Source organism: Rania fehmarnensis (assembly GCF_056494185.1).
Map to the genome: position 1 here is coordinate 3,920,910 of NZ_CM151398.1, position 13,750 is coordinate 3,934,659.

10 protein-coding genes are annotated in these 13,750 nt (G+C 54.6%); 6 read left to right on the forward strand and 4 right to left on the reverse strand.

The window, feature by feature from the left end; all coding sequences use genetic code 11:
- Nucleotides 1-181 precede the first annotated feature (181 nt).
- On the reverse strand, nt 182-670 hold the full coding sequence (locus SH573x_RS13120) for a hypothetical protein (protein ID WP_479355697.1): 489 nt from the start codon (nt 668-670) through the stop codon (nt 182-184).
- Between the two features lie 179 nt (nt 671-849).
- Between SH573x_RS13120 and SH573x_RS13125 the strand changes: the two genes are divergently transcribed.
- Both SH573x_RS13125 and SH573x_RS13130 read left to right on the forward strand, forming a co-directional pair.
- Nucleotides 850-1,581: an SDR family oxidoreductase gene (locus SH573x_RS13125; RefSeq protein ID WP_479355698.1), complete on the forward strand. Its 732-nt coding sequence runs from the start codon at nt 850-852 to the stop codon at nt 1,579-1,581.
- Nucleotides 1,582-1,768: 187 nt separating this feature from the next.
- On the forward strand, nt 1,769-2,491 hold the full coding sequence (locus SH573x_RS13130; RefSeq protein WP_479355700.1) for a PEP-CTERM sorting domain-containing protein: 723 nt from the start codon (nt 1,769-1,771) through the stop codon (nt 2,489-2,491).
- Nucleotides 2,492-3,150: 659 nt separating this feature from the next.
- Here SH573x_RS13130 and SH573x_RS13135 read toward each other — a convergent pair.
- Nucleotides 3,151-4,380, reverse strand: coding sequence for a serine hydrolase domain-containing protein (locus SH573x_RS13135; RefSeq protein WP_479355701.1), 1,230 nt, complete (start codon nt 4,378-4,380; stop codon nt 3,151-3,153).
- Nucleotides 4,381-4,586: 206 nt separating this feature from the next.
- Here SH573x_RS13135 and SH573x_RS13140 point away from each other — a divergent pair, with 206 nt between their 5' ends.
- From SH573x_RS13140 to SH573x_RS13150, 3 genes are all read left to right on the forward strand, one after another.
- Nucleotides 4,587-7,148 (forward strand): glutaminase family protein, encoded by a 2,562-nt coding sequence (locus SH573x_RS13140; protein ID WP_479355702.1) that lies wholly within the window; start codon nt 4,587-4,589, stop codon nt 7,146-7,148.
- 277 nt (nt 7,149-7,425) lie between these two features.
- Nucleotides 7,426-8,019 (forward strand): cysteine hydrolase family protein, encoded by a 594-nt coding sequence (locus SH573x_RS13145; protein ID WP_479355704.1) that lies wholly within the window; start codon nt 7,426-7,428, stop codon nt 8,017-8,019.
- Nucleotides 8,020-8,554: 535 nt separating this feature from the next.
- The gene (locus tag SH573x_RS13150; protein WP_479355705.1) at nt 8,555-8,791 is read left to right on the forward strand and encodes a hypothetical protein; all 237 of its coding nucleotides are present in this window, start codon (nt 8,555-8,557) and stop codon (nt 8,789-8,791) included.
- Between the two features lie 18 nt (nt 8,792-8,809).
- Here the strand turns inward: SH573x_RS13150 and SH573x_RS13155 are convergent, their stop codons facing one another.
- A complete protein-coding gene (locus SH573x_RS13155; RefSeq protein ID WP_479355707.1) occupies nt 8,810-9,295 on the reverse strand; it encodes a hypothetical protein in 486 nt (161 codons plus the stop codon).
- 53 nt (nt 9,296-9,348) lie between these two features.
- Here SH573x_RS13155 and SH573x_RS13160 point away from each other — a divergent pair, with 53 nt between their 5' ends.
- Nucleotides 9,349-12,045 (forward strand): cation-translocating P-type ATPase, encoded by a 2,697-nt coding sequence (locus tag SH573x_RS13160; protein ID WP_479355708.1) that lies wholly within the window; start codon nt 9,349-9,351, stop codon nt 12,043-12,045.
- Nucleotides 12,046-12,163: 118 nt separating this feature from the next.
- On the opposite strand, the gene SH573x_RS13165 is transcribed toward SH573x_RS13160, so the two are convergent.
- Complete coding sequence (locus SH573x_RS13165) at nt 12,164-13,675, reverse strand: sulfatase (protein WP_479355710.1); 1,512 nt, start codon at nt 13,673-13,675, stop codon at nt 12,164-12,166.
- Between the last annotated feature and the right edge of the window lie 75 nt (nt 13,676-13,750).

The following is a 13,750-nucleotide window of genomic DNA, read 5'->3' on the forward strand; positions in this document are numbered from 1 at the left end:
ACCAATCTACCTCTACGCAATCCTACTCCTACTCCTACTCCTACTCCTACTCCTACTCCTACTCCTACTCCTACTCCTACTCCTACTCCTACTCGTTGAATGCGCTGACGAATCAAGTAGAAGTAGGAACAACACCCCGCAATTACTTTACACGTAAAATAATTGTCGTTTCCTGGCTGCTTTACGCCATGCCCGCGTTATGCATTCCTGTCAGCATGCTCGCTCGGCGGCGATGCCAGTAAACGGCCATGTAGCCACTTGATCGACAGGACACGTGCAGCCAAAAGATAAAGGCGACGATTAAGAATCGCTCTTCTTCGATTGCGCGGAACGTGGCAATAAACTCGATTAGTTCGCGTGTTATTAGGAACGGCAACGTCAGGGGACCCACATACACCGAAAACGGCAACAAGCAGGCGGCCAGTGTATGTCCGATGCCGAATGCTCGGCGGTCTCCCAAACCAAAGACAACTGCCAGAATTTCGTTCACGATGATGGCGATCGTAATTGTGACTAACGTCGCCAGCCACCAGTCATTGTCTTGAATGAGCGACGCGCAGAACAGCGACGCAATGGCCGTTTGCGCCATGATTTGCTTCAAGCTGAAGCGGCGCGCGAAACTCTTGTTAGGAACTCCAGGCTCGACGCTGCTGGTTGGTGCTGGCTCCATCTTTGCCTCCGTGATTTGACCAATCGCCTTCCGCGGGAAATGCTTGTCACAGTATAGGTGCTAGTCGACACAGCCGCGAATGGCCCTGGCTCGGATTGAGCACATACACCCGTCTACATGGTTAGAATAAGTTGCAAACGTTTCTAAAACTGTGCATCTATCTAAGAGGAATATGAACGATGAGTTTTGAAATAAGCGGCAAAGTGGTTTTGGTGACCGGCGCCAATCGCGGCATAGGTAGAGCCTTGGTGGAAGGTTTGATTGGCGCAGGGGCGGCCAAAGTCTACGCTGCAGTCAGAAAACCCGAGTCGGTCGACGCGCTCAAGCAGCAATTGGGCGATAAAGTGACCGCCGTAGCCCTGGACTTGACGCGACCAGAAACTATCACTGCAGCCGCTGCCCAGTGTAGCGATGTTGAGTTGGTGATCAACAACGCAGGAATTCTAAGAACATCTGGGCCGCTTTCCAGCGACGCCATCGGCTGCTTGCAAGAGGAACTGGATACCAACGTCTTTGGCCTGCTCAGGATAGCTCAAGCATTTGCGCCGGTGCTGAAACAGAACGGCGGAGGCGCGTTCGTACAACTCAACTCGGTCGTGTCGATGAAGTGTTTCCCCGACTTCAGCACGTATTGCGCTTCCAAAGCAGCTGCTTATAGTTTGACTCAGGCCTTAAGGAGTGTCATGGCTGGCCAAGGCACGCAGGTGTTCAGTGTACATCCTGGGCCGATTGCGACCGACATGGCTCATTCGGCTGGCCTGGGAGAAGTAGCCGATTCTCCGGAGACTGTCGTGGCCGCCTTACTCGATGCTTTTAAGAGCGGCCAATTTCATGTCTTCCCCGACAAGATGGCTCGGCAAATCGGAGCTGCCTATGCTGCGTTTGCCCAAAACGTGATCGACGCTGAATAGGCATAGACATGAGTTGGCTGCATTAAGCAGACAGTTTGATTGTTTGGGAGGTGTCCGACTAATGACAGTCGGTTCACTCCTCTTTGGGGTGCTGAGTCCCTGTGGACGATGGGTTCTACCCAAAGCCTGGAACTGTTAAACTTTGCCCAGCTATCACTACTTAACTGGGAATGGAGACCGAAACGCGATGTGCGCTGCTCGAATGTTGGTGTTGGCAAGTTCGATCTGCCTGGCTTTTTCAGCTCAACTGTCGGCTGGTTTCCTGATTGATTCGTGGGAAACTCCACAGTCTGTAACCATAGATGGCGTTATCGTAGGCAGCGAAGGTGGCACGCTGACAGGAGCCGGTATCTACGGGGACGGTCGCGGCTACAGTCTGGGAACGCTCAACACGGCCGTGTCGATGACCGCTGACGCAGGCAGGATTAACCTGGCGGTCAATCCGTATGCCAATCCGTTTGAGGGTCGTTTTCAGTTGAACTATATCGATTCCACCCCCTCGGACAATTTGACAGCGATGGGGGCCTCGGGAATCGAACTACGCGACATTGTCAGCAACTCAGCCTGGAATGTAGCCATAACTCTCACGGGTTCTCCAACTTCGTCGGTGACCAGCTTGACCACGACGATACCAGCTAGCGCCAACTCCGACCTCTTGATACCTTTCTCGTCTTTCTCTGCCCCCATCTCGGGCCTGGGAGCGATTAGCCAAATTGAATTCGTCTTTACCGGCAGCAATGGCGTGGCACCGCAATTGTCGATCGGCCACCTCACTTTTGTGGCCGTCCCAGAACCGTCGACGTTCCTCTTGATTGGGTTGGCACATAGTCTCCTGTTGCTTCGCAAAAAGAAGCGGGCAATAGAGAAGCGGCCTTGCAATCGTTTAACCCGTAGCCGCCAGGCTAGGTGAACCCACTAACCGAACTTGGCTGCGAGCATCTAAGCGTTTAGATTGCATGGCGTGGCCGCCTCTTGTGTTCCTTTGCTCTGCCAATGGCTTCTGCCACTTCACGTGGATGCAAGCCGCCAGCGCTCAGGGTCTATCCGGTCTGTCCGGTCTGTGGTGTGTCCCCGCGCTCGAGAGCGGGGACAGACGCTGGGTGTGAAAGAAATGGGCTAGCGGGTGCGGAGCGGACAGGGACGGACCCTCTAGGTGCGCCGGGTCTGTCCCCGAGCGCATATTGGTGACGCTAGCAAAACACCCCGTGGTGTGTCCCCGCACTCACGCAGGGTCTGTCCCCGCGCGCTTATTGTTGGTGACGCTAGCAAACTGACCAGTGGTGTGTCCCCACGCTGAGTGTGTCCCCACGCTCACGCGCTCGAGAGAGGGGCGAAGAGGGGGACAGATGTTGGGTGTCAGAGACTTGAGACAGCGGGGCGGATCGAAGTGGGGACAGACGCATTGCGAGCGTCGGGTCTGTCCCCGCGCGAGTATTGGTGACGCTAGCAAAATGACCAGTGGGGTGTCCCCGCGCTTCAGGCGATCGAGAGCGTGGGACAGACGTTGAGTGTGTGGAGATGCGGCGCTCTACGAGCGCTGGCCTTTCGCGGAGCGAAAGGAGACGAAGATTACTCCGCTGATTTGGGAAGTCCCAACATCTGGTAGGCTAAGTCGTTGCAGGCTTTGCGGCTGGCGTCGCTGAAGACGTTGGTTGCGATCAACACACATTGCTGCTTGTCAGGCACAGCCAGCGCGTAGCAATACCACGTCGTATTGCTGCCGTTGTGAAAGTAAGCCTGGCCGCCGAGCGAGGGTTGATTCAAGACAATCCAGCCTGCCGCATATCGCTCGCCGTCTGCACTGCCGGCAGGTGGTGTGAGCAGCTCGCCCCAAACTTCCTCGGAAACGTTAAGCCGTTGGTAACCTGCGTCGCTGGCAAAAGGCAGCACAAACTTGGACCAGTCACTCAAATTCATATGTACGCGGCCGGCTGGACCGAGGCAACGAGAATTATCAAGCTGAATTGGCTCCAAGTTCTTGTTGGAATCTGCACCCACAAATGCCGCCAATACATCGGATAAGTTGACCGCGGGCGTGTGACCCCAAGCCCGCTGTGGCAGCGTTTGACCTTTAGGTGTTCCATCGGGCTCACCCACCGGACCAAAACCAGCACTGGTAATTTCCAGCGGCGCAAAAATTCGTTCCTGCATCAACTCTTCCCAAGGTTTGCCGGTTAACTCCTCAGCAATATGGCCCAAGGTGATATAGCCTTCGTTGGAGTAGTTGAATCGCGGCGATTTAGTTCGACTGCGCTTGCACAACGATTCCAGGAACGCATGCCTGGCAGCTACCACAGAATCCGGATGACGCGCATCGAAGAGTGCATAGTTCAAGGAGTTACCAGGCATGCCGCTCCGATGTTGCAGTAACTCGCGAACTGTCACGTTTCGCCAAGTTGAACCGGTGATGAGTTCACTGTTGGTAAAGATCTCTCCGAGACTTGTATCGAGAGTCAGTTTGCCCTCGGTACACAGTTGTCCAACAATGATCGCCGTCATGGCTTTGGTGCACGAGCCCAAATGAACAATGTCAGCAGTGTCCGCCTGGTCGTCGGTTTTCCATTTGCGAATGCCCGAGGCCGCCAACAAGCTGGGGCGTCCGTCTGTATAAAAGCTGCCGGCCCATATGGCAGGCAATCCCGCAGTCTTGCACTGCAAGGCCAGCTGAGCCGACAACTGTGACACATCATTGATCGGCTCTTGCGACCGGAGAGAGCGGATCAGCCCTACGTTACTGATCGCAATGGCGATTAGCGCCAGAATGCAGCGACGAGATGAGTTTTGCAGTTGGATACGCATTGAATTCTCTTAGGTTCACACAGCGAAGAAAATGTAGCTCGTCACTAAGCAAGTCGACATTTTGACATACCCGTTGTTGTATTGCACTGTGGGCCGCAGTTTACCGTCGACGTCCCGCAGGCCAATGCACGATTTGATCTGCAGCTGGTAGAATAATGACTCAGGCGGTCAATCAAAGAGCATTTCAATAGAAGGCGGCAACTTGTATGCATATTCGAGCCACGGTGTTATCTGGACTATTCTGCGCAGTCCTGGCTCTGGTAGTCAACGCTCAGGAGGCTTTTCGACCGCCAGCGGTGCCGCTGGTGAGTTGTGACCCGTATTTCAGTGTCTGGTCGCCTGCCGATCGCCTGGCCGAAGCCCCGACCACCCACTGGACCGGACGCCCCCATCGACTCGCAGCCTTGGTGCGCATCGATGGCCGTGCGTTTCGCTTGATGGGAGCCGAGCCTCAAACGCTTGAGGCACTACCACAAGTCTCCGTTAAAGTCCTGCCTACGCGGACAATTTATGAGTTCAATGGTCAAGGTGTGACAGTTACCTTGCGATTCACAACCCCCGCTCTTCCCAGTGATCTGTCGATCCTCAGCCGTCCGACCACTTACGTTAATTGTGAAGTGGCTAGTGTCGACAACAAATCGCACCAGGTCGAATTCTACTTTGAATCGCGTGGCGAGCTGGCGACGGATCAACCCGATCAGAAGGTGACCGGGTCCGTTGAAAAGTTGAATAGTTCTGTCGCTCTCAAACTCGGGGCCTCACGCCAGCGCGTGCTAGGGCGATCTGGTGATGATCTGCGTATCGAATGGGGTTATCTGTACGTCGCGGCCGATAAGTCAGCCAAACCATCCGCCGCGTTTGGTCCAGCACTAGAAATGCGTCAAGCATTCGACCAGCGGGGTACTGGTGGGCTGCAAGAACGCCACATGAATTTTCCACTCGCCGCGCAAGATGTTGCTGCCGCGATCTCCATGTCGCTAGGCGATGTTGGCAAACAGAAAGTCTCCCGCTACGCGCTGATCGCTTATGACGATCTGTACTCGATCGAATACATGAAGAATCCACTGCGACCCTATTGGAGGAAGGATGGTTGGGAGGCTGCCGACCTGATCGCGGCGGCCGTCACAGAGCATGCTGCGCTTGAGCAGCAGTGTTTGGAGTTTGATGCTGAGCTGATGGCCGATCTAAAACACGTCGGTGGCGAGGAGTATGCCCAGATCGGCGCACTAGCTTTCAGACAGTGTTTTGCGGCAGGCAAGTTCGTGGCCGATGCCAACGGCCAGCCGCTACAGTTCAGCAAAGAAAATCATTCCAATGGTTGTATCGCTACATCAGATGTCTTTTATCCTATGGCTCCCCAGTTCTTACTCTTCGGACCAACGTTAACCAAGTCGTTTTTGGTTCCCTTCATGGAGTATGCCGCTTCGGATCGTTGGCGATTTCCGTTTGCCCCGCATGACTTGGGAACTTATCCAAAAGCCAACGGGCAACGGTACGGTGGTGGCGAGACCAACGAAGCCGATCAAATGCCGGTGGAAGAGTGCGGCAACTTGCTACTGCTCTTTGGCGCCCTGGCACGCATGGAAGGCAACGCTGACTTTGCCACGCGTTATTGGAAGCAACTTAGTCAGTGGGCCAACTATTTGCGCGAAAAGGGATTTGATCCCGAGAATCAACTTTGCACCGACGATTTCGCTGGACATATGGCCCACAACGTCAATCTCAGTGCCAAAGCCATCTGTGGTCTCGGCGCCTACGCTCAGCTGTGCGAGATGCGCGGGCTCAACGATGAAGCAGCCCTATATCGTCAAACAGCGCAGCAGTTCGTCACGAAATGGATCGCCGCGGCGGACGACGGCGACCATTATCGCCTGGCATTTGATCAAGCCGGATCATGGAGCCAAAAATACAATCTCGTGTGGGATCGAGTGTTGGAGCTGAATTTATTTCCCGAAGAAGTGTATCAAAAAGAAATGGCTTTCTACCTGCGAACGCAGCGTGAGTACGGACTGCCATTGGACAATCGCTCGGACTACACCAAGCTCGATTGGATTCTGTGGACAGCTACCTTGACCGAAAAGCCCGATGACTTTGCTGCGCTGGTAACTCCCGTTTATCGCTTTCTGCATAAGACGCCGGATCGTTTGCCGATGACCGATTGGTACTTTACATCGACGGCGAAGAAGACCGGCTTTACTGCTCGACCTGTCGTGGGTGGTGTGTTCTTGCGATTACTCTACGACCAACAACTCTGGAAGAAGTATGCTTCTCAAGACAAGACGCGCTCTGCGGGTTGGGCCACGATGCCGGTACCTCCCAAGACGCTCGCACTGGTGAACGTCGGTTCGACCGACAATGCCGCGTGTCGCTATACGACGAAGAAGCCGGCAGACGATTGGTATGCCAAGGACTTCTCGGATGACAAGTGGACTAGCGGTCGCGGAGGGCTCGGCACGCGTGAAACACCGCAAGCCAAAGTCGGAACGGAATGGAACACGAGCGATCTATGGATGCGGAGAACGGTCAAACTCACCGAACTGCCTCCACGAGTCGGCATCCGCCTCTGGCATGATGAAGCCGTTGAGATCTATATCAATGGTCAGCCGGTGCTCGAGTTGGACGGATACACGACAGACTACGAGTTGATCGAAATACCGGCAGCTGCGTTAGAGGTCGGCGAGAACGTGATTGCCATACACTGTCATCAAACTACTGGCGGCCAATACTTGGACTTTGGTATCGACGCCATCGTACCGGTTGCCAAGTAAGTCACCAGGACTTCTGCGGCACTAACCACCGCCGCTGCCCGTACCCCTCCCGAATCTTGCTAGCGCTCGATTCGACCTCCCCAAGGCAATGCCTTGGAGAGGTGACAGTCCACTCCGACATCGAGCCATGGCACACAGGCTGGAAGCCTATGCCACACAAGCGGAAACCTATGACTGGCGCTGGGGCCTGCGGCATGCGATATGCATTTCGAGCGTGTCCGACGAGGTTTCATAGCCCGGGTCGTCGAGCGAAAGGTCACCACTACGGAGGCACAGGATGGCGGAGCTGAATGCGGACTTACATGGTAATGCTCCCGACAAATCGGAATATGCTTTGTTGTTGATCGATGTGATTAACGACCTAGAATTTCCCGGAGGTGAGGAGCTCTTGCGTCATGCGATACCGATGGCCGAGAACATCCGTGCCTTGAAGATCAAAGCTCGCGCGGCACGCGTGCCGATCATTTATGTCAACGACAACTTCGGGAAGTGGCGTTCCGATTTTAGCGCCCAAGTCCACCATTGCCTTAATGGGTCAGTCAAGGGCAAGCAGATCGTCGAGCTACTCAAACCCGAGGATGACGACTACTTCGTGCTCAAACCCAAACACTCGGGATTCTTCTCCACAACGCTGGATACGCTGTTGCAATATTTAGGTTGCCAAACGCTCGTGTTGACTGGCATGGCGACTGAAGTGTGCGTCTTATTCACCGCCAATGACGCCTATATGCGAGACTTTCAACTACAAGTTCCCCACGACTGCGTAGCCTCTATCCAACAATCCCAGACCCAATACGCGCTCGAGCAAATGAAGGTCGTTTTGAAAGCTAATGTCGATGGTGCTGGGCAGTTAGATTTCAAAGCCAGATAGACACGGATTGTTGGCACGGATTTGAGGTCAGCAGATCCGTTTTGAAACGCAGAGTTCGCGGAGTCCGCAGAGAACACGCTGAGTATAAAACGTCCGGCAACTCTTGATATCGGGAAGTTTCAAGCTCTTTGTCCCACCGGTCTTCTCTGCAACCTTCTGCGTTTCTGCGTCTCAAAAAAGTCGTTACAAGTCCCAGTTGCAATCGAGACCTGTCGCCGCTGATGGTCATCGGCCCAGCAATAGGCCGATCAAGATAGCAATGATCGATTTTGGTTCTGGTGGAGAAAGGTTGTCTCTGTGCCAGCTAATCATTTTCAGCTCCAAATCGCGGTAAGGTCGGGAATGGTAAAGTCAGGAGTTTCATGCTCCTGTCGAATTCAGGTATCGCCGCGAATGCCGCATCTTTCAGAAAATTTCGCGAACACGAGCAACTTCTTCCAGGTGAAATTGTGCACGCAGAACTGTCGGGCACTGAAAAGCTTGACCAACCTAGTCCGATCGTTTGAGATACTCCGGCATCAAAGGAGTGTTTGTCATGCGAAGAAATCCACCTGAAATCAGATTTGACCAAGAAGCCGAAGAGATGAGGGCCGGTATCGAAGCCATGGTGGGCCAAGAGGTGCCCATCAGCATGCGATATTGTAGGGGGGCTCGTCCGAAGTTGATTGCTATCGATGGCGAGGTCGCACTGTTGCAGTTTCCCAACGGTGCCTGGCTAAAAAACGTACCGCTGCGAGATCTGGTCGACGACAGCGGTTACTGGCGAAGTTGACTAAGGTCTTTCAAATTGTCACGGCTTTAATCTCTGCATACGGATGGGTATCGACAACCGTGATATCGGTCGAGCATGCACGACCCGATTTGCGTTTTTAGGCACATTCAAGTATTCGGAAGTGGTCGCTGAAAATCCAGTGGCGGTTGCATGAAAGCGCCAGTTCGGCAGCTGGGTACTGTGTGTGCTGACCAACATCGTGTGGTATCCAGTGCACAAACAGTCATTCGCTGTTTGCGTTGCTTGACCGTTTCCATCGGTCGCGATGACCAACCAGGACTGCGTCGAATCGTCACACAATCCCTCTGCGTCGGCGCGAATATGAATGATCGCGTTGGCAATCGGTCCACCGCTAGTTTCATCGACAACCTCAAACCGAAGTTCGATACTTGCATGGCCCACCCAGCGCGCGGTCGAGGCGAACGTTACGCATGCAACTATCCCTGGAAGTGAAATCACCGCCGATGCTGCCAGCAACCAGCGATAGGTCGTACGTATGTTCATAGCAATGTCGCTATATTAAGGGCTTCGCCTGCTGAATGCGAGAGGAGTCCGCTATGAGTACAACGAATCAATCCACAGCCTGGCATGCGCTTACAGTCCATGAAGTCGCTGAAAAACTACAGTCATCCGCTATCGGCTTGGCCGAACAGGCTGTGCGCGACCGCCAGGCCCAGTATGGTCCCAACGAGCTGACTGCCGGGCAAAAGGTATCCGCCTGGAGCATTCTGCTCGATCAGTTCAAAAACGTATTGCTGCTGATTCTGATCATTGCGACGGTACTGTCGATCGCCACTGGGCATGGCACCGAGTCCATTATTATAGCCGTGATTGTGCTGTTTGCAGTCGCCTTGGGTTTCTTCCAAGAGTACCGCGCTGAGCGGGCTATGGAAGCCCTGAACCAAATGACCGCGCCGACAGCGACCGCCGTGCGGGACGGCGAAGAAGTTCAACTGCCCGCGCGAGAATTGGTGCCTGGCGATGTAGTATTGCTCAAGGCCGGCGATAAAGTGCCGGCTGACTGTCGGCTGATGGAATGTCACAATTTGCAAGCGGACGAGGCTGCGTTGACGGGCGAATCGGTGCCCATCATCAAACACATTGAACCACTGCCCGAGCCAGATCTATCCGCGGGCGATCGTACCAATACACTCTTCGCTGGGACGGCAGTAACCTACGGCCGTGGACGCGCCATGGTGATCGCCACTGGCATGAGCACCGAGTTTGGCAAGATTGCCAAGATGCTGCAAGGCATCAAACAAATGCGCACGCCACTCCAGGAGAATCTGGATCGCGTGGGGCGAGTGTTGGCTGTGGTGGCCTTGGTTATCGTGCTGGTCATCGTAGTTTCGGGACTGGTGCGCCGACAGGAACATGAGCAATCGATTACCGAATTAGTATTGTTCGGTATCGCCTTGGCTGTGGCGGTTGTCCCCGAAGCCTTGCCGGCAGTCGTCACGGTTTCGCTAGCCATCGGCGTGCAGAGAATGGTCAAACGCAATGCACTGGTGCGGCGTCTACCGGCGGTGGAAACACTCGGTAGCACGAGCGTGATATGCTCCGACAAAACTGGGACGCTCACCAAAGATGAGATGACCGTGCAGCAATTGTACGTTGGTGGCCAGCTGCTGACAGTTTCCGGAGCGGGTTATGAGCCACATGGACAATTCAGTATGGATGGCCAGCCCGCGGAACTTACGCCTGTGCTCCGAGAATTTTTGCAAGCCGGCGTGTTGGCTTCCGATGCACACCTGGTTCACGACAAACAAGAAAACCGCTGGCACATTCAAGGTGATCCCACCGAAGGAGCGCTGGTGGTGGTAGCGGCGAAAGCCAAATTGGAACGTCCCGAATTAGAGGACGAATATCCGCGCGTCGACGAAGTCCCATTTAGTTCTGAATCTAAACGCATGACGACTCTGCATCAGCACGCGCAAAGTCGGTTGGCCTATTCCAAGGGCGCGCCCGAAGTCTTGCTGGCCAGGTGCAGTTCATGGATCACCGGCGACGGAACGCAACCCCTCGGTGAAAGAGATCGGCATACGGTAAACCAGGTCGCCCGAACCATGGCCGAAAATGCGCTACGCGTCTTGGCGATTGCCAAGCAGGAAAACGCCACTCGCGATTCGATCAACGAGAATCTAACGTTGTTGGGCTTGGCAGGTATGATCGATCCTTCGCGCCCCGAAGCGAAATCGGCCGTTGCCAAGTGTGTAGACGCAGGCATCAAGGTCATCATGATTACCGGTGACCATCCGCTGACGGCTAAAGCCATCGCGGGTCAACTGGGCATCCACAAACAAGGTCGGGTCGTCACGGGCGCAGAATTGGATGCGATGTCCGATGAAGCCTTGCAGGATCAGATCACCCACATCGAAGTCTATGCGCGCGTATCACCCGCCCACAAGTTGCGTGTCGTGGGCGCGTTGCAAGCTCGCGGTGAAGTTGTGGCGATGACCGGTGACGGGGTCAACGACGCGCCAGCGCTGCGCAAAGCCGATATTGGCATTGCAATGGGCATCACGGGGACCGATGTCACCAAAGAAGCGGCCGTGATGACGCTGACCGATGATAACTTTGCCTCGATTGTCGCGGCTATCGAAGAAGGTCGGGGTATTTACGGCAACATCAAGAAGTACTTGATGTACTTGCTGTCGGCCAATATTGGCGAAATTGGATTGATGGCTGGGGCCTCGCTGGTCGGTCTGCCCATGCCACTGACCGCCGTGCAGATTCTGTATGTCAATCTGGCCACCGATGGTCTGCCCGCGCTGGCTCTGGCGGTCGATCCGCCCGAAGATGACATCATGAGCTTGCCGCCGCGCAATCCTCGCACTGGGATCTTTACGCCGTCAGTTGTGCGCTTGATGCTCCTGGGTGGTTTTTGGTCCACGTTTGCCAATCTAAGCTTGTTTATCGGCGCTCGCGCTTGGGGATATAGCGACCAGCACGCCATGACGATGACCTTTGTGTCATTGGTGTTGATTGAGTTCTCCAAAGCTTACGCCTATCGCTCGGACCACCAACATGTGTTGCACCGGCCGTTCTCCAATCGCTGGTTGAACTTGGCGATTGTTTGGGAAATTGGGCTCTTACTATTGATCTTGTATGTTCCGTTTCTCCAGCGCGCGTTCGAAGTTTCGCCGCTGACCCTAGTAGAATGGTTGTGCATCGTCTTCTGGGCTCACACCATTTTGCCAGTGCTGGAGTTTGGCAAATGGCTGGAGCGCTGCTACTTTAAGTCAGCCTTGTAGCGGAAGCCTTGTAGCGGAAGCCTTGTAGCCTTGTAGCGGAAGCCGTCAAGGCTTTCGGTTCGCTACTTACGAAATGCCTGACGCATTCCGCTACTTACGAAATGCTTGACGCATTCCGCTACGGCACCTTGGGTTGGCCGGCGTTGAGCGGGTAGACGGCATGGCAATCGTCTAGTTGGGCTACCATGGTTCGCATCATGCGCGCTAAAACTTCGGGCTGGGTGCTGGCTAGATCATGTTGTTCGAAGGGATCGCTGGCCAAGTCGAATAGTTGGTAGTGCGAATCGCCCGATACTTCGGTCGGAAAATAATGATAGATGACTTTCCAGTTGTCGTCGCGCAAACTTGTCCAGTAGTTGGTGCGATGCGGTGCGTGAGGATAGTGCATCAAGAATTGCTGCGGGCGGTTGGGATCGGTCCGGCCGGTCAGCAAGCTCTTCAGTGACCGGCCATCGACGATATGTTGTGCGGGCGCGTCTACGTTGGCCAACTCCAACAACGTAGGGAACAGGTCATAAACGGCTGCCTGCTGCGATTGGATGGCTGCCTGCGCAATGGGCCACTGCTGTTGAGTCACTTGGCTCGAGTCAGGCTTGGCCCAAGCGGCAATAAATGGTACGCGCATACCACCCTCGTAATGCGAACCCTTCTTGCCACGCAGTGGAGCCGCGCAGGCTACAGCATGTTCATGTCCAAGTGGCGCGTCAGTTCCGTTGTCGCCCAAAAAGATCAGTAGAGTATTTTCGGCTACGCCTAGTTCCTCGAGCTGATCGAGCACGCGGCCTAAGGAATGATCGACGCCTTCGATCAATGTGGCAAAGGCTTGCGCGGGCTTGGGTTGGCCGCTCTGCCCGTAATGATTCGCAAAGCGTGGATCAGAGTTGAATGGAGCATGCACGGCATACTGGGGAAAGTACAAATAGAATGGTCGTTGATCACTGACGGCTTGCGCTACATGCTTTAGTGCTTCCGTGGTCAACGCATCCGTCAAGAACACATCGCTGCCAGCATACTTTTCAAGACCGGGCACGGCCGATGGCGACGACTTTTCGACACTGCCCCCGGCGTTGCCATAGTTCTGCTGGCCGTAATAAGAAGCGGGCGAGCCAAAAGCGCCACCGCCTACGTTGATGTCGAATCCCAGATTCTGCGGATCTGCTCCCTCAGAATTGCGTGGACCGAAGTGCCCTTTGCCCACGTGGATCGTGCGATACCCCTGCTCTTGCAATAGTCGCGACAAGGTAACATCGGATTTCTTGAGTCCTTGCCAGTTCCAGTCAGGCGGACCTTGGGGACCGCCGTTGTTTTGATCAGGATTGATCCAGTTGGTCGTACGATGCCTGGCCGCGTTCTGACCGGTCATGATCGACACACGCGTCGGCGAACAAACACTCATCGCGCAGAAGTTGTTGAAACGAATTCCCTGAGCTGCCAGACGTTCCATATTTGGCGTGCGATAGTAGTCATTAAGTGGATAACGAGTGGGGCTACCCTGCTGGTCCGTTAAAAACGGTACTGATGTATCCATCACTCCCATATCGTCGACCAGCATCACTACAATGTTGGGTCGAGCACCATAGGTCAGACCGGCTAGAGTTAAGGTTATACAAACCGCTAAGATGTTTTTCACGATTGGGTCTCGTAGCTGATCTGGCCAGAGATTGGAAGCGTTACGGTGATTGGCAGAGTCGCTACACTGGGTGCG

What these genes read in the sequence shown, in the direction of transcription:
- SH573x_RS13120 (WP_479355697.1), bottom strand. Translation starts at nt 670, where the DNA reads ATGGAGCCAGCACCAACCAGCAGCGTCGAGCCTGGAGTTCCTAACAAG.
- SH573x_RS13125 (WP_479355698.1), top strand. Translation starts at nt 850, where the DNA reads ATGAGTTTTGAAATAAGCGGCAAAGTGGTTTTGGTGACCGGCGCCAAT.
- SH573x_RS13130 (WP_479355700.1), top strand. Translation starts at nt 1,769, where the DNA reads ATGTGCGCTGCTCGAATGTTGGTGTTGGCAAGTTCGATCTGCCTGGCT.
- SH573x_RS13135 (WP_479355701.1), bottom strand. Translation starts at nt 4,380, where the DNA reads ATGCGTATCCAACTGCAAAACTCATCTCGTCGCTGCATTCTGGCGCTA.
- SH573x_RS13140 (WP_479355702.1), top strand. Translation starts at nt 4,587, where the DNA reads ATGCATATTCGAGCCACGGTGTTATCTGGACTATTCTGCGCAGTCCTG.
- SH573x_RS13145 (WP_479355704.1), top strand. Translation starts at nt 7,426, where the DNA reads ATGGCGGAGCTGAATGCGGACTTACATGGTAATGCTCCCGACAAATCG.
- SH573x_RS13150 (WP_479355705.1), top strand. Translation starts at nt 8,555, where the DNA reads ATGCGAAGAAATCCACCTGAAATCAGATTTGACCAAGAAGCCGAAGAG.
- SH573x_RS13155 (WP_479355707.1), bottom strand. Translation starts at nt 9,295, where the DNA reads ATGAACATACGTACGACCTATCGCTGGTTGCTGGCAGCATCGGCGGTG.
- SH573x_RS13160 (WP_479355708.1), top strand. Translation starts at nt 9,349, where the DNA reads ATGAGTACAACGAATCAATCCACAGCCTGGCATGCGCTTACAGTCCAT.